At 59.9% G+C, this 18,397-nt stretch carries 17 protein-coding genes and 1 tRNA gene; 8 read left to right on the top strand and 10 right to left on the bottom strand.

Annotated features, from left to right (window positions below):
* The first annotated feature begins 87 nt into the window (after positions 1 to 87).
* The 5 genes from ACLB1Z_RS15710 to ACLB1Z_RS15730 all read left to right on the top strand — a co-directional run bounded on the left by ACLB1Z_RS15710 (position 88) and on the right by ACLB1Z_RS15730 (position 5,864).
* A complete protein-coding gene (locus tag ACLB1Z_RS15710; protein ID WP_409560673.1) occupies positions 88 to 2,961 on the top strand; it encodes a mechanosensitive ion channel domain-containing protein in 2,874 nt (957 codons plus the stop codon).
* A gap of 98 nt (positions 2,962 to 3,059) precedes the next feature.
* Complete coding sequence (gene pgsA, locus ACLB1Z_RS15715) at positions 3,060 to 3,647, top strand: CDP-diacylglycerol--glycerol-3-phosphate 3-phosphatidyltransferase (protein ID WP_024276208.1); 588 nt, start codon at positions 3,060 to 3,062, stop codon at positions 3,645 to 3,647.
* Between the two features lie 8 nt (positions 3,648 to 3,655).
* Complete coding sequence (gene moaD / locus ACLB1Z_RS15720; RefSeq protein WP_409560674.1) at positions 3,656 to 3,934, top strand: molybdopterin converting factor subunit 1; 279 nt, start codon at positions 3,656 to 3,658, stop codon at positions 3,932 to 3,934.
* A 4-nt stretch (positions 3,935 to 3,938) separates the two neighbouring features.
* Positions 3,939 to 4,403 carry a molybdenum cofactor biosynthesis protein MoaE gene (locus ACLB1Z_RS15725; RefSeq protein WP_409560675.1) on the top strand — a complete coding sequence of 155 codons (465 nt, stop codon included), beginning with the start codon at positions 3,939 to 3,941 and terminating at the stop codon, positions 4,401 to 4,403.
* A 180-nt stretch (positions 4,404 to 4,583) separates the two neighbouring features.
* Positions 4,584 to 5,864, top strand: coding sequence for an N-acetylmuramoyl-L-alanine amidase (locus ACLB1Z_RS15730; protein WP_409560676.1), 1,281 nt, complete (start codon positions 4,584 to 4,586; stop codon positions 5,862 to 5,864).
* Between the two features lie 677 nt (positions 5,865 to 6,541).
* Here ACLB1Z_RS15730 and ACLB1Z_RS15735 read toward each other — a convergent pair.
* From ACLB1Z_RS15735 to ACLB1Z_RS15745, 3 genes are all read right to left on the bottom strand, one after another.
* Entirely contained in the window at positions 6,542 to 7,480 is a 939-nt protein-coding gene (locus tag ACLB1Z_RS15735; protein WP_409560677.1) for a diacylglycerol/lipid kinase family protein, read from the bottom strand.
* A 105-nt stretch (positions 7,481 to 7,585) separates the two neighbouring features.
* Positions 7,586 to 8,494: an RNA polymerase sigma factor RpoH gene (rpoH, locus tag ACLB1Z_RS15740; RefSeq protein ID WP_013948612.1), complete on the bottom strand. Its 909-nt coding sequence runs from the start codon at positions 8,492 to 8,494 to the stop codon at positions 7,586 to 7,588.
* Between the two features lie 187 nt (positions 8,495 to 8,681).
* Entirely contained in the window at positions 8,682 to 9,767 is a 1,086-nt protein-coding gene (locus ACLB1Z_RS15745; RefSeq protein WP_409560678.1) for an RluA family pseudouridine synthase, read from the bottom strand.
* Here ACLB1Z_RS15745 and ACLB1Z_RS15750 point away from each other — a divergent pair.
* Together ACLB1Z_RS15750 and ACLB1Z_RS15755 are read left to right on the top strand one after the other, a co-directional pair.
* Entirely contained in the window at positions 9,759 to 10,133 is a 375-nt protein-coding gene (locus ACLB1Z_RS15750) for a hypothetical protein (RefSeq protein WP_409560679.1), read from the top strand. The genes ACLB1Z_RS15745 and ACLB1Z_RS15750 overlap by 9 nt on opposite strands.
* 169 nt (positions 10,134 to 10,302) lie before the next feature.
* A tRNA-Glu gene (locus ACLB1Z_RS15755) sits at positions 10,303 to 10,378 on the top strand.
* 220 nt (positions 10,379 to 10,598) lie between these two features.
* Here ACLB1Z_RS15755 and ACLB1Z_RS15760 read toward each other — a convergent pair.
* From ACLB1Z_RS15760 to ACLB1Z_RS15790, 7 genes are read right to left on the bottom strand one after another with little or no spacing between them, the layout of a single operon-like run.
* Entirely contained in the window at positions 10,599 to 11,333 is a 735-nt protein-coding gene (locus ACLB1Z_RS15760) for a cysteine hydrolase family protein (RefSeq protein ID WP_409560680.1), read from the bottom strand.
* Positions 11,330 to 12,955 carry a gamma-glutamyltransferase family protein gene (locus ACLB1Z_RS15765; protein ID WP_409560681.1) on the bottom strand — a complete coding sequence of 542 codons (1,626 nt, stop codon included), beginning with the start codon at positions 12,953 to 12,955 and terminating at the stop codon, positions 11,330 to 11,332. The genes ACLB1Z_RS15760 and ACLB1Z_RS15765 overlap by 4 nt, the downstream gene beginning before the upstream one ends.
* The gene (locus tag ACLB1Z_RS15770) at positions 12,942 to 13,577 is read right to left on the bottom strand and encodes a cysteine hydrolase family protein (protein ID WP_409560682.1); all 636 of its coding nucleotides are present in this window, start codon (positions 13,575 to 13,577) and stop codon (positions 12,942 to 12,944) included. The genes ACLB1Z_RS15765 and ACLB1Z_RS15770 overlap by 14 nt, the downstream gene beginning before the upstream one ends.
* Before the next feature lie 24 nt (positions 13,578 to 13,601).
* Positions 13,602 to 14,570, bottom strand: coding sequence for an aliphatic sulfonate ABC transporter substrate-binding protein (locus ACLB1Z_RS15775; RefSeq protein ID WP_409560683.1), 969 nt, complete (start codon positions 14,568 to 14,570; stop codon positions 13,602 to 13,604).
* Positions 14,567 to 15,442 (bottom strand): ABC transporter ATP-binding protein, encoded by an 876-nt coding sequence (locus ACLB1Z_RS15780; protein WP_409560684.1) that lies wholly within the window; start codon positions 15,440 to 15,442, stop codon positions 14,567 to 14,569. The genes ACLB1Z_RS15775 and ACLB1Z_RS15780 overlap by 4 nt, the downstream gene beginning before the upstream one ends.
* Positions 15,439 to 16,239, bottom strand: a complete 801-nt coding sequence (locus ACLB1Z_RS15785; protein WP_409560685.1) for an ABC transporter permease — start codon at positions 16,237 to 16,239, stop codon at positions 15,439 to 15,441. The genes ACLB1Z_RS15780 and ACLB1Z_RS15785 overlap by 4 nt, the downstream gene beginning before the upstream one ends.
* Positions 16,240 to 16,252: 13 nt before the next feature.
* Complete coding sequence (locus ACLB1Z_RS15790; protein ID WP_409563288.1) at positions 16,253 to 16,648, bottom strand: RidA family protein; 396 nt, start codon at positions 16,646 to 16,648, stop codon at positions 16,253 to 16,255.
* A 289-nt stretch (positions 16,649 to 16,937) separates the two neighbouring features.
* Here ACLB1Z_RS15790 and ACLB1Z_RS15795 point away from each other — a divergent pair, with 289 nt between their 5' ends.
* The gene (locus ACLB1Z_RS15795; RefSeq protein ID WP_409560686.1) at positions 16,938 to 18,329 is read left to right on the top strand and encodes a PLP-dependent aminotransferase family protein; all 1,392 of its coding nucleotides are present in this window, start codon (positions 16,938 to 16,940) and stop codon (positions 18,327 to 18,329) included.
* Positions 18,330 to 18,397 lie beyond the last annotated feature (68 nt).

Below are 18,397 nucleotides of genomic sequence, written 5' to 3' on the forward strand. Positions count from 1 at the left end.
CACACCGTCCGCCCTAATTTCGCGGCACTTGAGGGCGATGGGCCATCCTTGTGCTCAATTCACTTTCCAAAGGCTCCAGTCCTGCCGATGCTCAGACGTGCACTTGCGATCGCCACCTTAGCCATTCTCTTTGCGGTACCGCGGGCCGATGCCCAGGACGCCACCACGAACGGCTGGGCACCAGTTGCCGATCCCGTCAAGGAAACGAAGGAAGCCCCGGCTCAGCCGCAGGCGCAGGCCACGACGCAGGCACAGCCCGTCGCTCCGGCGCATTCTGCTGCACAGCCTGCACAATCGGCGGTGCCTGCTCAAACCATCACGCCGGCTCAACAGCCAGCCGCGGCGGCTCCAGCGGCCCAGCCAGCGCCTGCGGCACCCGCCGCAGCACCTCCTCCTGCCGCGGCGCAAACACCCGCTGCAGCCGCTCCTGCGGCGACCGCAGCCCCAGCGGCGCCTGCGGCAGCGGCGCCTGCGGCAGCGGCGCCTGCGGCAGCGGTTCCGGCAGCAGCGGCCCCCGCTGCGGCGGCTCCCACAGCAACAGCTCCAGCGGCTGGGGCTCCGGCAGCGCCTGCTCCCGCTACGGCACCCGCTCAGGCCGTAGCACCCGCTCCGGCAGCACCGGCTGCGCCTCCGCCGCCGCCCGCGGTTTCTCAGGAGGTCAACGCCGAGATCACCAATCTCGTCGGCCAGATGGACGGCGCGGAGAAATCGCTTTCGAGTATCTCGAACGCCGACAACGACCTCGGGCAATTGCGCGACAAGCTCGACGCGGTCATTTCAAAGACGACGGAAACGGCAGATTCATTGCGTCCGCGTCTTTCCGACATTCAAACGCAGATCAAGCGGCTTGGTCCACCGCCCGCGAAAGATCAACCGTCGGAAACGCCAGCCGTGGCAGCGGAACGGTCGAGGCTCGACGCGCGTGAGGCGGACGTCTCGGGAGCCATTAAGACGCTCGAAAATACTTGGTGGCGCGCCCGCCAGGCGATCGACAAAATCACTGAGCTGCGCCTCAAAATGTTCGTGCGCAGCCTCACTGAGCAGATGACGAGTCCGGTCTTTCCCGCGTTCTGGAACGACTTCCACAGGCACAGAGAGGCCATTCAGTGGCGCCTTGATTATAACGCGCGGGACTGGTGGAACGCTGTTAACGGACAGAAGACGAGTGCCCTGATTCTGCTCATCGCAGTCATCGGTCTCTATCTGCTGCTCAAGACCGTGGTCGTTTCGATCACGCGCTATCGGGCTCCTCCGAATGCGACCCCGCCGACGTTCTTCCAGCGGGCAGCTTCCGCCGCATGGATCGCGCCGGTACGGGCGATTCCCGGTGTTGCGGCAGCCTTCCTAGCCTATGGCGGTCTCGAATATCTTGGACTGCTCTATTATCCGACCGCCGCTCCGGTGGGTGTGGCCCTTCTTGAAGCATCGCTGGTATTCGTGGCGGTGTCCGCGCTGGTCATTACAGTCTTTGCGCCGCGCAGTCATGAGCGGCGGTTGATGCATCTTTCCGATCGCAGCGCTCGGCGCATCTCGCGGCTTCTCGTCATACTGGCGCTGATCTATTCGATCGATCTCTTCCTGTCGAAGTTCGCACAGGTTCTGTATTTGCCGCTTTCGATGAGTGTCGCGCAGTCGCTGTTCACGAGCATTGCATTCGCACTTGTACTGATCGGCCTCCTGCTGACGCCTTTCGAGTCCAACCAGATGACGCGCACGCGTCCGGTTACGCGCAGTGAGCCGCTGTGGCTCAAACTGCCGCTATGGGTCGCCGCGTTGTCCATCATCGGCCTTTGCCTCACGGGCTACATCGCGCTCGGCCGGTTCCTGGCGCAGCAATTGGTCATGACCGGTGTCGTCGGACTTGTAGCGATGCTTCTGATCCTCGCAATCCGCGCCTTTACGCGCGGCAGCACAACGTCGCGAGGACATATCAGCGAACTGCTTGAAGCTCGGATGGGCTTCGATGACGTCCGCCGCAAGCAGCTCGGCTGGCTGACAGAAACTGCGCTGACCTTGGGCGTAGCTCTGATCACAGTGCCGGTGCTCCTGCTGCAGTGGGGCTTCTCAGCTCCCGATATCCGCGATTGGATGCAACGGGCGTTCTTCGGTTTCGAAGTCGGCTCGATCCGCATCTCTATCGTGCGAATCCTGATTGGCATCGCTCTGTTCATCGCGGTCGTCCTCGTCACACGAATGATCCAGCGGCGGTTGCGCGATAACATCCTCATCGCGCCGAAAATGGATCCCGGTATCGCAAACTCGATCGATACCGCCGTCGGCTACGCCGGTACTGGTCTTGCCGCCGTCATGGCGATCTCTTACGCCGGGTTCAACATCACGAACCTCGCGATCGTTGCCGGTGCGTTGTCGGTCGGTATCGGTTTCGGCTTGCAGTCGATCGTCAATAACTTTGTCTCGGGCCTTATTCTCCTGATCGAGCGGCCGATCAAAGTCGGCGACTGGATCGTCGTCGGCAGCGAACAGGGGACGGTGAGAAGCATTTCGGTCCGTTCGACCGAGATCGAAACGTTTGACCGGGCAAGTCTCATCGTACCGAACTCCGAACTCATTACCGGCCGCGTCTTGAACTGGACGCACCGCAGCGCACTCGGCCGGGTGGTGCTGAAATTTTCCGCTGGCGCCGAGATCGATCCCCGGCTGGTCCTGCCGATCCTCAACGAATGCGCTGCGCGGCATCCCACGATCCTGCGGGAACCGGCCCCGCTGGCGACGTTTGACGGCTACACGCCGACGACGACCGAATATACGCTGCGGATCATGCTCCCCGACATCACGCATTCGCTGAAGGTCCAATCGGATCTTCGGATTGCAGTCTACGAGGCGTTCCGCAAGGTCGGCATTGTCAGTCGGCAGGCTTTCGCGCCGCCGGCTGCCGTGTCCCCCCCACCGCCACCCGATCCTGCGCCTCCCCCGGTTCCGGCTTCGGCCGCGGCGTCATGACGAATTCCTGCGGCTTTCTGCCCTGAGCCGTTCACCATCGGCGCGCACTTTGCTCACTGGGGATTGACGGCCCGGCGGTGCTGCGGCTACCCAAAACCATGGATCACGTCGCGCACCGCTCGCTGTCAATGAGCCTGCCCAATATCCTAACTTACGGACGGATTGCGGCCGTGCCCGTGCTTGCGGGCGTGCTGTTCTTCGGGACGGGCGAAATTGCGCGCTGGCTGGCGTTCGCGATTTTCGTTGCCGCATGCGTAACAGACTGGCTCGACGGCTATCTGGCCCGGATCTGGGAGCAGCAGTCCAATCTCGGCAGAATGCTGGACCCAATCGCCGACAAGCTGCTGGTCGGGGCGACGCTCCTGATGCTGGTATATACGGACACCATTGGGAGCTGGTCGATCTGGGCGGCTCTGACGATCCTGTCGCGCGAGATCCTCGTGTCGGGCCTACGCGAGTTCCTGGCGGAGCTGAACGTCAAGGTGCATGTGACGCAGCTTGCCAAATGGAAAACGGCGGTCCAGTTCGTGGCGCTTGCGATCCTGCTGGCCGGGCCGGCCGCTGAGAAGCTACTCCCGGGCACGACGCTGGCCGGAATGGTGCTGCTATGGGTAGCGGCGCTCCTTACGCTTCTCACCGGCTATGACTATCTGAAGGCCGGTATCCGCCACGCGATCTATCGCTGAGCCCTGACATGACCGACAGACAATCAGCCCCCGAAGTGACGCTTCGCTATTTCGCGTGGCTGCGCGAGCGCGCGGGCGTCAGCGAAGAGCGCCTGAGGCTGCCGGCCAATATCGTGACGGTCCGCGATCTGCTACTCTGGCAGGCGCACCGCGGGCAACCGTTCGATCAGGCGTTTGCCAAACCCGAGGCAATCCGTGTCGCCATCGACCATGCTCACGTGAAGCCAACGGCAGCTATCGGCAATGCTCGCGAGATCGCCTTCTTTCCGCCCGTTACGGGAGGTTGATACCGTGGCCGTTCGGGTCTCCACCGACGATTTCGATATTTCCGAGGAGATGGCGAAACTCTCGGACGGCGACACGGGCATTGGCGGCGTGGCGCTCTTCGTCGGCAAGGTTCGCGGCGACGTCAAAGGCCAGCCACTCGTCTCGATGACGCTCGAACACTATCCGGGCATGACGGAAGCGGAACTCGCACGCATCGAGACGGAAGCTTGCGCGCGCTTCAAGCTTTCGGCGTCGCTGATCATGCATCGGGTCGGCGAACTCAAGCCCGGCGATAACATCGTGCTCGTTATCGCTTGCGCGCCGCACCGGCAGGATGCGTTCGCGGGCGCCGAGTATCTGATGGATTACCTCAAGACCCGCGCGCCCTTCTGGAAAAAGGAAACGCTCGGCGACGGCAGCGCGCAGTGGGTCGATGCCCGAGAAAGCGATGAGGATGCCGCCGCGGCGTGGGCTCTAAGGAGCAAATAGATTTTCGAGGCTTCGATAGCTGGCATTTTAGCGAGGCAGTTAACGGCCGCTTAACCGGCTGAGCCGGATAACCTTAATCCTTGTGCCACTTTGACCGCCAAAACGCCATCTTCCGTAGGCATACAGATCGTATCTGTGGCGCACGGGCTGGGTGGGCGCGCCTTGGGGGAAACGGAACGAATGCGTAGTTTGGCTCGACGCGCATTGAGCGGCGTCTTCGCGGCAGTCATTGCCGCCGCTGCGATGTGCACCGCCTACGCCGATGAGTTGCAGGTCGCAGCAACGGCGGCGACGGCCGTGCCCGCACCGGTGCCCGTTGCCGCACATCGCATCACCGGCACACGCTTCGTCATCGGCCTCGACAGCAAAGTCAAATACCAGATCTTCTCGCTTTCGAACCCGAACCGGGTCGTGATCGAGTTGCCGGAGGTCAACGTCCGGCTGCCGGAACTCAACGGCAAGACACCCGTCGGCCTCGTCCGCAGCGTGCGCGCCGGTCTCGCAGCAGCAGGAAAAATGCGCGTCGTAATCGGGGTCACGCAGCCCGTCGTCGTCGAGAATTCCGAGATCTCCAAAGACGACAAGGGACAGTATAGAATTTCCCTCGCGATCCTCCCGGCCAGCGCGGCGCTTAAAGGCGACGTCAAAGGCGTGGCGACACGGACGGGGCTTGCACCTCTCAGCATCCAGCCGCCGCTTCCCCGTCTCGCCGAAAGCCCCAAGGAACGGGCAGCGCGGACCTTCAAGCCGATCATCGTGCTCGATCCGGGGCACGGCGGCTATGACTCGGGCGCGGAGAAGCGCGGCATCGTCGAAAAGAACGTCGTCCTGGCGTTCGGATTGGTGTTGCGCGATCTGCTTGAGAAGACCGGCCGCTACAAAGTGCTGATGACGCGCAGCGACGACACGTTCATCCCGCTCGACGAGCGGACGCGCTTTGCCGAAAAAAACAAGGCGAACCTTTTTATCGCGATCCATGCCGATTATTCGGACGGCGGTTCGCGTGCACGCGGCGCAACAATCTATTCGCTGCGTGACGGTGTCGCCAAAAAGCTCGAGCGGTCCGCGAAAGGCGAAATCGCACGCAACGTGCTGTCGCCGGACGAGATTGATACCGTCAAGAGCGTCAACGGCGACGTCAATGCCGTGAGAGACATTCTTGCGGATCTCGCCGATCGGGACGTCGAGCTGACGCACGAACGCACGGGCATGTTCGCGAAGTCGGTGATCGAGAACATGGGCGAAAGCACGCCGCTTCGCGATGAGCCGGAGCAGCAAGCCGCTTTCCGCGTTCTGAAGACGGCCCAGTTCCCGTCCGTGCTGATCGAGCTGGCCTACGTCACCAATCCGAAAGACGCGAGCAATCTCAAGTCAGACGAATGGCGCGAGAAAGTCGCGCATTCGATCGTCGCCGCTATCGACAACTACTTCTCACGCGACATCGCCAGATTGCCTATGTAGTTGGCTTTTTTGATTGCGCCGGCGACTTCCCTCCGGGGAGCCGGCCGCCGGCGCAGACGATGCAGCGAATATTTCGGCGCTTCCGGCCGGCGTCGCGAAGCGCCAAATAAAAAAGGCCGGCTCATCAAAGCCGGCCTTGGTATCTTGTGTGGCAGGAGATCATCGCACCGACCTCCCGCAGTGCATCAGTTATCTCCTACATGGAGGATGCTTATGGTGTTGACGCCAGAGCAGAATAAGCCAACGTTTCCTCGACATATCGCGCGAAGAGTACGCTTCGCTGGATCGGAGAAATTCGATTGGCCGGTGACAGCGCTTCTGCATGAGGCACTCCATCTTCCAGGTAACCGCCCATCCGCTCGATAGAGCGGATTTTCCGATACCGAGACAACGCACGCGCTCGTCCAGCACTCGGGCTCACTGAGCGGCGCGCTAACGTTCCGGGTTCGGTATCGACGGGGCGGGGAGGGTTGGACAGAGACGTGAAGTCGTGGAGCCTGGACACGAACGACGCTCCCTCGGGCAGCCCTGTCCATCGCTGCCACGCGCCGTTCGAAGCCATCTGCCGGTCCGTCTGGATCCGGTTCAGAGAAGAGAAGGGCATGGACCCCTAGTTCTCGCTCTGACGCTCGCACAATGTTGTAAGGACATGCTTTAGCCGCATACCTCGCAACGCTTCACGACTCATAGGCTAAGCGATTCGCGTGACGTTTCGTGAGATCAGCAACATAGCGATTGGGGACGAGGAGACGCACCGGCTTTCCCGCGGCGTTGACCTCGACCGGCGATCCGCCCGCATCGTCGCCGTCGATCTCAACGGGCGTGGTCGTAAAGTAGCCGATGCGGGCAGTATTGACCGGCAGAACGTGCACACCCTTCGGCCGCGTTTCGGGCCGGGCAATCCATCCGAACGCCAGCGAGATGAGGTTGGCTGCCGTTTCGAGACGCGTCCCTGCTTCCATCACGACCGCCATCAGCCTGTCGCGTCCGAGACCGGCGTCCGGCGCCAGCTCGAACACGCTGGCGTAACGGCTGGCGAACGACAGGATTGTCCAGCTCGCCTCGAACCTGCGGCCATCCAGTTCGACGTCGAAGCGTCGCGGACCTTCAGCGAGTGTTTTCAAAACCGGATAGACATACGCCCCGCGGCCGAACGCCCGTTTCGTCCGATAGCTGAGCTTGGCGACGACACGGGCATCAAATCCAGCGCCGAGCATCAAGAAAAACGGCGCGCCATTCACAAGGCCGCCGCGAACGTCAACCGCAGTATCCGAAAGCAGCACATCGGCCACCTCCCCTGCCCGCCTGCGCAGCCCGATTTCGTTGGCGAGGACGTTACCCGTGCCGATCGGAATGACGCCCACCGGCAGCTGGGTGCCGGCAGCGCCCGTCGCCACGGCGCGGAACGTCCCGTCGCCGCCCGCCGCAATGACGGCGTCGCAGACATGACGTTGGGCCAGTTCCCGCACGCGGTCCGCCGCTTCTTCGGCACTGCGCGCCGGGACCTGAAACACGTCCGCATTTCTTGCGCGCAATGCACCCAACACCCCGTCGAGCAGCCTCGGCAGGGCGACGCCCGCAGTCGCATTGAAAACAAGTGCAAATCGGCGCCGCATCGGCGTGGCGAACCCCATAAGAGAATGGCGGCGCCGTTCAGCGCCGCCAGAATACCCATTGGGACATCGCGTATGCGCCGTGAGTTGCGGCGTCAAGACTGTCCTTTAGCGGTGGGCCTCAAGGGCGGCAGGCGCTTCCGCCTGCCGAGCCGTCGACGTCACCGCCTTCTGGACCTTCTCGAAGGCCCGGACCTCGATCTGCCGGATGCGTTCCCGGCTGACGCCGAACTCTTCCGACAATTCTTCAAGCGTTGCAGGCTCTTCGGCAAGCCGGCGCGCCTCGAAGACGCGACGCTCGCGATCGTTCAGAACCGACATCGCGGACGACAGGTACGACTTGCGCCGTTGCAATTCTTCGTCCTCGACGAGGCGATCTTCCTGCGTCGGCGTATCGTCGACGAGCCAATCCTGCCATTCGCCGGATTCAGCTTCGGCACGGATCGGCGCGTTCAGCGAAGCGTCACCGCCAAGCCGCCGGTTCATATTGACGACGTCTTCTTCCGGAACGCCCAGCTTCGTCGCAATCGTCTTGACGTGTTCGGGCTTCAGATCGCCGTCGTCCAGCGCCTGCAGCTGGCTCTTGGCGCGCCGCAGGTTGAAGAAGAGCTTCTTCTGCGCCGCGGTGGTGCCCATCTTCACAAGGCTCCACGACCGCAGGATGTACTCTTGAATGGACGCGCGGATCCACCACATCGCATATGTAGCGAGGCGAAAGCCCTTGTCTGGATCGAAGCGTTTGACGGCCTGCATCAGGCCGACGTTGCCTTCCGATATGACTTCGCCGATCGGCAGGCCATAGCCGCGATAGCCCATCGCGATGCGCGCGACGAGACGGAGGTGCGACGTCACGAGTTTTTCGGCGGCGTCCGCGTCCTGATGTTCCTGCCAACGCTTGGCGAGCATAAATTCCTCGTCAGGCGCAAGCATCGGGAATTTGCGGATCTCTTCCAGATACCGCGACAGGCCGAGCGAACCGCCGGCTAGGGACGGAAGACCTTTTGCTACTGATGCCATTGCCCTCTGCAGAACCTTCGCCCGTTTCCGGTTCGGCCCCGCGCTCCCTTCTCAGTGTCGGAGAAGCGATACGCTCCCCCGACGTCGGGTGTTACATAGTAGTAAAATCCAAAATTTCATCAGGGGTTCCGGTCACTTCCACTTGAATGCTCCGTCACCGAACCCCAGGTTTTGGAGCTTGTCTCTTTTACGAACGCCGCCGGCGGCGTTTATCCGTCGGCACTGATGGCATAGGCCGCAAGGCCTCTCCAAGACGTTCGAGGTCCAATGGCAATTTGCTGTAAAAATTCAGCTTTTTGCCGGTAATCGGATGCTCGAACTGAAGCCGCTCAGCATGTAGCGCTTGTCGCATCAACGCGGTTGCTTGGTCTTTCGCATTCGCACGAACCGATGCAAGTCTCGTCTTAAAGCCGGCGCCGTACGTGGGGTCACCCACGACTGGATGGCCGATATGCGCGAGATGCACGCGTATCTGATGCGTACGCCCGGTTTCGAGAACGAGCCGAAGCAGCGAAATATCGCCGGACGGCGTTTCGCCTGGAAAGACGTCAAGAACCTCGTAATGGGTTTTTGCCTCGCGACCATTTTCTCCCCGCGCGACGGCGATTTTGAGGCGATTGGCACGGCTTCGCTCTAGGCGCGCATCGATACTTCCGGCCGGTTTGGGAAGTCGACCCCAGACGAACGCAATATAGCTCCGATGCAGCCGGCCGTCCCGGCCGTGGCTTTTGAACTGCTCCGCCAGCCCTTGATGTGCCGCGTCGGACTTCGCGATGACGAGAAGACCAGAGGTGTCCTTGTCGAGGCGGTGAACGATGCCCGGACGTTTGACACCGCCAATGCCCGAGAGGCTGTCACCGCAATGGGCAATCAAAGCATTCACCAGGGTCCCAGCGTCGTGTCCGGCGGACGGATGCACGACCAAGCCGGCCGGCTTATCGATCACGATGACGTCCTCGTCCTCGTACACGATGTCGAGTGCGATCTCTTCGCCTTGAACTCCAGACTCTTCAGCAGGCGGAATGCTAACCGTGTATGTCAGGCCCGGTTTGACCGGCGTGCGCGGCTCTCGTATCGTGTCGCCCGCGCTGACGTGACCTTCGCGAATGAGCGCTTGGACGCGAGCGCGGCTGACGCCTTCGATTTTCGTTGCAAGCCATCGATCGACACGCTGGCCGGCATCTTCAGGCCCCGCGACGACGTCGATGTGGCTTGCTGTTTTTTCCTCGATCGGCACGTGATTACCAGAAAGAAAACCTGAGAGATGACCCATCCTGAGCCGCCTTCGGCCGACTTGATGCGCGAACAGCGGCTGCAACGCAATCTGAAGATCGTCATTGCCGTTCTCGGGCTTATGATTTTTGCCGGATTAGCGGCCATCGCCTTCAAAATCATATCGACAGCGACGCGCCCGGCGGGAAGCGGGGCTGTGTCGCGGTCCGTAGCCGTCCCTGGCACAGATGCGTCGGTGTCGTTCGAACTGCCCAAAGGCGCCAAGATCGTTTCGATGTCCCTGTCAGGCAACCGCCTTGCTATTCAACACGACGGGCCATCGGGCCCCGGCATTACAATTCTGGATACGGACACCGGGCAACGGGTCATTGAATTGAAACCGACCGAGACATTGCCGCGGAATTGAACCGGGGTTGCTCAATGAGACTGTCGAAGGACATCGAGGGGGCATGAGTTGCCGTTCCCACTTCAGATCGGTTCGCAGCCTGCCGAACGGATGCGTCGGTTTGGCGTGATTGCCGCGCTGACGGGGCTTGATCGGCTGCCGACAGTCGACTACACGTCGCACTGCGCCGGCCCCGTTCGTCTAGTGGCCTAGGACACCCGCCTCTCACGTGGGCAACAGGGGTTCGAGTCCCCTACGGGGCGCCAATTCAAGCTAAGCCATTGATTTTATAGAAGCCATTGAGAAACAAGGGCTTTCTTCACTCGCTGCTACCTTTCGCTGCTACTCTGCGAGGTGCCAGCCCTGGCGATTGGCCGATCATCTTCTCGCCGTCATTGGTCAAAGAAGCTCAATCTCGTGCTGGGCGGCCCCACTCGCGTGCGTTGCGCGGGCAGCAGACGTAGCCAACGCAGTTACGGGTTGCTCTCAGGCACGAAGGGCTGCTCCTAACGTCCGCCTAAGACTGTCGGATTTTGCCACCGCACCAAATATCCCGCCCTCGGTTGCGATGGTACTTAACGCAGAAGCATGGTTGTCAAGAATGCTTGCAGCACACGCGTCCTCTATGACCAAGCATTCGTAATTTCTTTCGACTGCGTCGCGCAGAGTTGAGTGCACGCACACGTCGGTCGTTACTCCGGTCAGGATAAGATTGCGGATACCACGCGTGCTGAGGATGCGTTCGAGATCGGTAGCGAAAAATGCACTATAACCGGGCTTGTCGACGACGACATCGCTTGGCTGCGGATTGAGTTCGTCAATGATGTCCCAGCCATGCTCGCCTCTGACTAGCAAACGACCCAGCGGCCCGGGCGTTCCTATCTTCCCTCCGCCTCGTTCTGACCTCCAGCGCTTCAACGGCGGTAAATCGCTGAGGTCAGGTCGATGGCCCTCCCGCGTGTAGATAACCAGACCACCCCAGTCTCTGACTGTCTGGCAAACTGAAGCGACGTTCGGGACAATCGAGCGGGTGGCGCGGATGTCGTAACCCGACGCAGCCAAATATCCATCCGGATCGCAGAAGTCGCGCTGCATATCGATAACGAGCAACGCCGTTGTTTGCGGCTGCAAATGCCCGTCGTGGGGCCAGAGGTAGGGATCGGCCTCGATGAATGTTTTTGCCAAAGCATTGCTTCCTTGAGCTGCTCCGATCGCTGTCATATCGCGAAGGCCGCACCATCCGAGCGAGGATCGCTTGCGCCCTCGAGATGGCCCGATGGATGAAGAACGACCGCTCCGGCATGACCCATCATCTCCGCGTAATCGGAGACGCGCTCGGTATCGTGCCCTAGTCGGACAAGCTGCTCCTCGGTTTGTTCAGAAAAACGCCCTTCGAGCTTTAGCGAAAGGCTGCTGTTGCCCCACGTTTTGCCAAGAAGCCAGCGCGGATCGGCAATCGCATCCGCGAGGCCGCGGCCCGATAGGACGTAACGCGTGAATACCGCCGCTTGCGTCTGCGGCTGCCCGTCGCCGCCCATTGTCCCGTATGCCATGACGCGACCGTCGTGGAGTTCCGCCATCGCGGGGTTGAGCGTGTGAAAGGGCCGTTTCCGCGGCGCTAACTGATTAGGTCCGTTCGCAAGCGAAAATCCGGCACCCCTATTCTCGAAGACGATGCCTGTTTCGGGGCACGCCAAGCCTGAGCCAAACTCCCAAAACAAACTTTGTATGAAGCTCACGACGGTGCCCTCGCTGTCCGCAGCGCCCATCCATATTGTGCCCCCGACTTGCGATGGGCCAGGCCATGGTACCGCTTTCGCCGGATTAATCGATACTGCGGCTTTGGAGATAAGCGCGGGTGCTAGGCACTCCGATGGCCTAGCATCCATGAAATCGGGGTCGCCAAGTTTGGCGTTTCGAACCGCGAATGCGCACTTGGTCGCTTCGACGAGGTGATGAATATAAGAAGTTTCGTCGGCCGTGCTCACGCCCAGTTGGTCGAAAACTCCTAGGATGAGCAAAGATGCCAGACCCTGCGTCGGCGGCGGGGTGTTGAAGAGCGTTCCCACAGAAACAGGCAGAGATAGCGGCTTCGAATACTCAGCCGAGTAAGATTGAAAGTCTTCGAGCCGAAGCGGAGTGCCCGCTTCTTCAAGGAACTGCGCATGAATTTTCGAAACCGTGCCGCGATAGAAGCTATCGAGACCGTTACCCGCGAGCTTACCGAGAGTCGCTCCAAGAGCCGGTTGGCGATAAATCTCGCCTGCGCCCGGCACTCGCCCATCGGGCAGGAATACCTGCTCAAATCCTTCAATCGTGCTGAGCTCGGGCGAGAAGATTTCGAGAGTCGAGGCAAGGCTGCGTGAAACGGGGCAGCCGCTGATCGCTTTGTCCATCGCATCTCGCAACAGACGTTCCAATCCAAAGCGCCGCGTGGCGGGAACGAGGTCTAGCGCGAGCTTCCAGCTCGATATCGCGCCTGGAATGAGGAGTGCCGCGTCAGAGCCTCGCGTTGGAAGCGCATCGTAACCGCGATCGCGATAGTAACGCACCGTTGCCCGCTCGGCTGCGCGACCGCAGCCCGAGACGACGATCGGCTCTTGGTGCTTGCGCTTTATCAACCAGAACGCATCGCCACCAAGACCATTCATATGCGGGTAGACGACGGCGATGGTCGCCGCGGCCGCAATCATAGCCTCGATTGCGGTACCGCCTTCGGCAAGGATCGAGAGCCCAGCCTCCGCTGCTGCATGATGGGGAGCCGAAATACAGCCCTTTTCGCCTGATGCGTATAGCTTTCGGACTGTCTCCCGGCACGCCACCGACGGCTCAGGCAACGACATGCTGAGGGTGACCAACTGTTGAAGTGTCGAAGCTGCACGCGACGACTGGCCATGACGTAATTGCGGCTGTCGATGACAGATAGGCAAATACGTCGCTCATACAGAGTAGCGCGGCGGCTTGATGCGCGGGAGAAACAGCGGCGACGGCGTCGGTCGGAACGATGACGCGATAATCCAGGTTGCGGGCCGAATAAACCGTACTCATTACACAGCAGTGCGTCGTCACTCCGCAGCAGACAAGGTTTTTGATACCGCGCGAGCGCAAGAGGATATCGAGGTCGGTCCCGACGAAGCAATCATAACGGCGCTTGTTTCGAATGCGCCAATCTTCGGGACGGGCATTCAGCCCCTCGGCCAACTCGCAACCAGGCGTGCCCTCGAGGCAGTGAACGGGATCGAACTCAAGTTCGATCCCGTAGTCGCTTTGATCCGCCCGATGCATTTCGTGTGTGAAAATGATGGGGAGCGCGTGGTTTCTGGCCCAGTTTATGAGCCTATTGATGGCGGGGATAATCTCCCGCCCTCCCGGTGTCTCTTGAACCGCGCCCGCGTCGATGAAGTCGCGCTCCATGTCAATGACCAGCAAAGCCGTGTTTTGCGTCCCCACTTTGCCGGCAGGCATGGCTCTATAGAGTGGCTCCATAGCTCATTTGCCTATGAAGGACGGGTTGAAGATATTTGAGGTATCAACGACGCCGTCGTTGACTTTGACTTCCTTGAAGAATGCTGCGAGCTCTTTTCCGACCTCAATCGCCGGGCCCTTCATCTGAGCGACATTATCGGTGGCACCGTAGAGCTTCACTTTAGGAAGCATATCCAGAACCTCCTCGGGCTTAAGCTCGAGAGATTTCGCTGCGATTTCCGAAGCGGCCTTGGGATCGGCGATTGCCAGTTCATTGGCTTTGTTCAACGCGCGAAGGAACGCCTTGGTCTCGTCGGCCTTATCCTTCGCCGTCTTGTCGCTGATCGCAACGACGTCGAGGATCAGGTTAGGGGCTTCCTTGGATGAAAAGATAACGTGACCCTTCTTCTCGCCCTGAACCTTCGTAATCCAAGGCTCCCAAGTGACCGCTGCGTCGAGCTTGCCGGCGGCAAAGGCGGCGCCTGCATCGTCCGGATTCATGTTTGTCAGCTTGATATCGCTCGGTACTAAGCCGTACTTCGCGAGTGCCTTTCGCAGCAGCAGTTCGTTGCACTGTCCGGCGGTCGCGGCCACAGTCTTTCCCTTGAGATCGGCAGGTGTCGCAATATCCGATTTCGCAAGGATCGCATCGGCGCCCGCGGAGGTGTCTGTCATATAGACGATCTCCAGGCGACCAGGAGCTTTGTCCAGCGCAGTGATAACACTGTCAGCCGTCGTAAAATGCGCGTCAAGCTGTCCTCCGAGCAGCGGTGCCAGTCCATCCCCCGGAGAGCTGAACGATTGCATTTGAAGGTCCAAGCCCTCGTCCTTGAAGAAGCCCTTTTCCTTCGCAATGAAGAGCGAGATATAGCCGATCCAACTGTTATATCCGACCTTATAAGGTTTCAGCGCATCCGCGTTGACGGCGGAACACGTTAAGGCCGAAAATCCAAAGGCGAGGCTGACTGCCAATACTCTGAACGCAGCTTTCATTGACTTTCCTTTCGCGCTTTAGGCCGGTGGCTCACATCAGACATTTCTGGCTCCTGCACCTGCAGCAGCCGTTGCAAATAGTCTTCGCGGTTTGCATCTGATTCGCGCCTAAGAAGGCCAAGCATGCGCCGCTTAAGTGATATGAATTCTGGGGTCAGCTTTAAATCGAGTGTGCGGACTTCACCGAACGGAACCGAAATGTCTTCAACGATTCTGCCCGGACGAGGTGAGAACACGAGCGTACGCGTCGATAGAAAAAGCGCTTCGTCAACATCGTGAGTGACCATCAAAACGGTCGTGCCTTCGTGCCTCGTCAAAAGCGCGGTTAGCTGCTGAATTTCTTCGCGCGTCTGCGCGTCGAGAGCACCGAACGGTTCATCCATCAGAAGGATCGCCGGGCGCGGAAGCAGCGCTCGCGCAATGGCGACGCGCTGCTTCATCCCCCCGGACAACTCGCGTGGATAGGCCTTTGCAAACGCTTCGAGCCCCATCAGATAGAGAAGCGCGTCGCATCGTTCCTTGGCGGCTTTCAGGTCCCCTCCGTCCTGGCGGAAAGTCTTTAATGTCGCGCTGAAAAGCACGTTCTGCGCTACGGTCAGCCACGGATAGAGAGTGTAGTTCTGAAAAACCATGCCGCGGTCCGCGCCTGGCCCGATGGCTTGTCGGCCATTGACGAGCATGTAACCGTCCGACGGTTCCTCCAGGCCTGCGAGCATAAAAAGCATCGTCGTCTTACCGCAGCCGGATGGACCGATAAGCGTGACGAACTCTCCGCGCTCGACTTTGAACGAGGTGGGACGTAGGGCTTCGACGCTCCCGTTATCGGTGGGATAGACTTTCGATACGTCCTGAACCTCCAGGATCGGTCTCATTTTCCGCTCTCCGCCCATTTGAACAAACGGCGGTTGAGCGCGCGAAACAGTAAGTCGAGAAGCAGGCCGATCGCGCCGAGCAGGATCAGATACACCCATATTTTCGGTGTCTGCAGAAAGCGCGAGAATTTCAGAATACGAAAGCCCAGCCCCTCGTTTGCTGCAACGAGTTCAGCGACGATCAGATAGGTCCAGGCCCAGCCGTTGCAGAGACGAAGCGCATCGAAAATTCCGGGCATTGCCGATCGCCAGAGAACACGACTGATAATCTCCCCTCGTTTCGCGCCGAGCGTCTGAGCGACTTGCAGCAGCTCGTATGGGACACGTCGAACCTCGTCAGCGACCATAAGGACGAGTTGAAAGTAAGTGCCGATGAAAATCAGCGCCCATTTGGATTCTTCGCCAATGCCTAGCGTCACCATCAAAATTGGAATGAGCGCCGGGACAGGAACGTAGCGAACAAATTCGGTGACCGGCTGCGCAATGGCTTCAATTGGCTTAAACGATCCTATCAGGATCCCCATCGGCAAAGCGACTATGGCCGAGAGCAAAAAGCCGATCGTCACTCTTACGAAGCTGACCCAGAGATCCGACCAGATCGTTTGATCGCTAAAAATCTCCGTCATCGTGCGTGCTACCGTGACGGGTGACGGCAGGAACACCGGATCGACGATCGCCGAGGCACTGATCAAGCCCCAAACGGCGAGGCAGAGCGCAAATCCGACGACGGCAAGCACACGATAGCGACGTGTCGGTATGTTACGGCGTATTTGCAATGTCAGGCCGGGTTGGTTCATCAGTCCAGCCCCCTCACCGCGCAGCGGGCCTGAAGGCCACGAGATCGACCTCCACGCGCGCACCACGCGCGAGCGCAGTTACGCCGATGCATGTCCGTGCCGGCAACCGGTCCGCCGGGAAGTAGCTCGAGTAGATTTCGTTGAAACTGGCGTAATCGTCTTCGAAGTTCGTCAGGTAGGCACCGGCTCGCACGACATTCGACCACTCGAGGCCCAACCCTTTGAGCACGATATGCAGATTGGCCATCACCCGATGCGTCTGCTCTTTTATGTCATTAGCGATGAGGCGTTCGGGTTCACCGGGATATGTCGGCATCTGCCCTGTGACGTGCACGAAACTTCCGGCTTCAACTGCGTGCGAGAATGTGGCAACCGGCTCCGGGGCATTCGGGACCATGTAAAAGCTCAATCCCGTAGTCGCAATTTTTGCCGACATGAACTGATCCATACAGCCGAAGTGTCTGCATGGAATTTTGCAAGGCATGTGCCACGCCGCTCGCTAATTCGTCACGCGATGTAGCATTCGGTTTCCTCGAGTAAATCTGTGGGATCGGCACCTGGTCGTCCTGCTTGTGCGAATGTACGAAGGAGCTATTTGCCCAACTGTTCGGCGACGTGCTCCCAATATATGCAGACAAAGTGTCTTTATAGGCGCGCAAAAATCCATACAATCAAAGCGATCAGATTGTGGATGCTGCATGAAATGGATTTCGGAAGTCAGGCGCATCAGAGGGCCGCGGTATCTCGCAATCGCAGACGCAGTGACGCGAGCGATCGACGGCGGCGAGCTTCTCAACGGCACCCGATTGCCGACACATCGTTCACTCGCCGACCAGTTGGAACTCGACGTGACTACCGTAACGCGTGCGTATGCGGAAATTCAGCGGCGCGGACTCGCGGAAGCTCGCGTTGGCCAGGGAACCTTCGTACTCGCGAGCCTTCCCGATTCGCCTGCGTCATCGTTTGCGGCGACAAACCGTGCGCCATTTATTGATCTCTCGCACAACTTCCCTGCTGGCGCTCCGCCCCTTCCAAACTTGCGCGAGCTTGCGAACGAAGTCGCTCGCGACCTCGATTACGGAGCGCTTCTCGGCAGGCAAAGCGACGTTGGGACCGTCTCACATCGCGCGGCTGGAGCCGCTTATCTAGAGACTTTAGGCGTGAAGGCCGGGGGCGACGATGTCGTCGTTTGTGCCGGTGCGCAGCACGGAATTGCAATCGCCTTTGCGGCTTTGACCGAGCCTGGGGATAGTATCCTCATGGAAGCGACAACATTTTACGGCGCTCGGACCGCGGCGCGGATGCTTGGCCGCAACGTCATCCCCGTAACGATAGATGACGAGGGATTGGTACCGGACGCGCTCGAAGAAAAGGTGCGTTCGAGCCACGCGAGGGTGCTTTATTGTGCACCCACCCTGCATAATCCGACCACTACGATCATGCCACCCGCGCGCCGAAAAGCGATCGCTAAAATCTGCGAACGTTACAAAATCGCCGTGGTCGAGGATGACGTATATGGATTTCTCATGTCGCCGCGACGTGAACCGCTGTCCGTTCGGCTCAGCTCTCAAGCAATCTATATCACCAGTTTCTCCAAGAGCTGCGGCCCAGGCTTCCGCCTCGGTTACATGCGCGTGCCCGAGCAGTGGCGTCGGGCAGTTGGAACTGCGCTGCGCGCGACCACACTCATGGCGCCGCCCATCGAGGCCGAGATTGCGGCTCGGCTCGTGCGTTCCGGTCTCATTGCGCATCTAGAGAGCGCGCAACAAGAAAAAAACTCGGAACGGCAACGCATCGCCGAGCAGGCTTTCCGTGGCCTGGATTATTCATCTAACGCAAACGCCTTTCACGTTTGGCTGCACATGCCGGAGGAGTGGCCAAGCGAGGTCTTTGCTGCGGAAGCCAAACTACGCGGCGTGGGAGTCAGTCCGGCGGCGTTCTTCAACTTGGATCCAAAGAACGCCCGGGATGCCGTTCGCGTCTGCCTATCGGCAGCGGAAAATAATGATGTTCTCCGGCGCGCTACGAAAACTCTAGCCAGCCTGATAACGAGTGAAAACCCGTGGGCGGTGACGGCGGCGATTGCATAAATCGGCTGCTAAGATGGCTATTCGTTGGGCATCGTGATGTCTTTTTGCCGTTGGCGTCTGCGTTATCT

Source organism: Hyphomicrobium sp. MC8b (assembly GCF_905067615.1).
Classification (GTDB): Bacteria; Pseudomonadota; Alphaproteobacteria; order Rhizobiales; family Hyphomicrobiaceae; genus Hyphomicrobium_B.

Bases quoted from the DNA above. Each gene is read 5' to 3' on its own strand.
- moaD (WP_409560674.1), top strand. From the start codon at position 3,656: ATGACCGACAGACAATCAGCCCCCGAAGTGACGCTTCGCTATTTCGCG.
- ACLB1Z_RS15730 (WP_409560676.1), top strand. From the start codon at position 4,584: ATGCGTAGTTTGGCTCGACGCGCATTGAGCGGCGTCTTCGCGGCAGTC.
- ACLB1Z_RS15775 (WP_409560683.1), bottom strand. From the start codon at position 14,570: ATGAAAGCTGCGTTCAGAGTATTGGCAGTCAGCCTCGCCTTTGGATTT.
- ACLB1Z_RS15795 (WP_409560686.1), top strand. From the start codon at position 16,938: ATGAAATGGATTTCGGAAGTCAGGCGCATCAGAGGGCCGCGGTATCTC.
- ACLB1Z_RS15770 (WP_409560682.1), bottom strand. From the start codon at position 13,577: ATGCCTGCCGGCAAAGTGGGGACGCAAAACACGGCTTTGCTGGTCATT.
- ACLB1Z_RS15745 (WP_409560678.1), bottom strand. From the start codon at position 9,767: ATGGGTCATCTCTCAGGTTTTCTTTCTGGTAATCACGTGCCGATCGAG.
- rpoH (WP_013948612.1), bottom strand. From the start codon at position 8,494: ATGGCATCAGTAGCAAAAGGTCTTCCGTCCCTAGCCGGCGGTTCGCTC.
- pgsA (WP_024276208.1), top strand. From the start codon at position 3,060: ATGGATCACGTCGCGCACCGCTCGCTGTCAATGAGCCTGCCCAATATC.
- ACLB1Z_RS15710 (WP_409560673.1), top strand. From the start codon at position 88: ATGCTCAGACGTGCACTTGCGATCGCCACCTTAGCCATTCTCTTTGCG.
- ACLB1Z_RS15750 (WP_409560679.1), top strand. From the start codon at position 9,759: ATGACCCATCCTGAGCCGCCTTCGGCCGACTTGATGCGCGAACAGCGG.
- ACLB1Z_RS15760 (WP_409560680.1), bottom strand. From the start codon at position 11,333: ATGACAGCGATCGGAGCAGCTCAAGGAAGCAATGCTTTGGCAAAAACA.
- ACLB1Z_RS15735 (WP_409560677.1), bottom strand. From the start codon at position 7,480: ATGCGGCGCCGATTTGCACTTGTTTTCAATGCGACTGCGGGCGTCGCC.
- ACLB1Z_RS15765 (WP_409560681.1), bottom strand. From the start codon at position 12,955: ATGTCGTTGCCTGAGCCGTCGGTGGCGTGCCGGGAGACAGTCCGAAAG.
- ACLB1Z_RS15785 (WP_409560685.1), bottom strand. From the start codon at position 16,239: ATGAACCAACCCGGCCTGACATTGCAAATACGCCGTAACATACCGACA.
- ACLB1Z_RS15780 (WP_409560684.1), bottom strand. From the start codon at position 15,442: ATGAGACCGATCCTGGAGGTTCAGGACGTATCGAAAGTCTATCCCACC.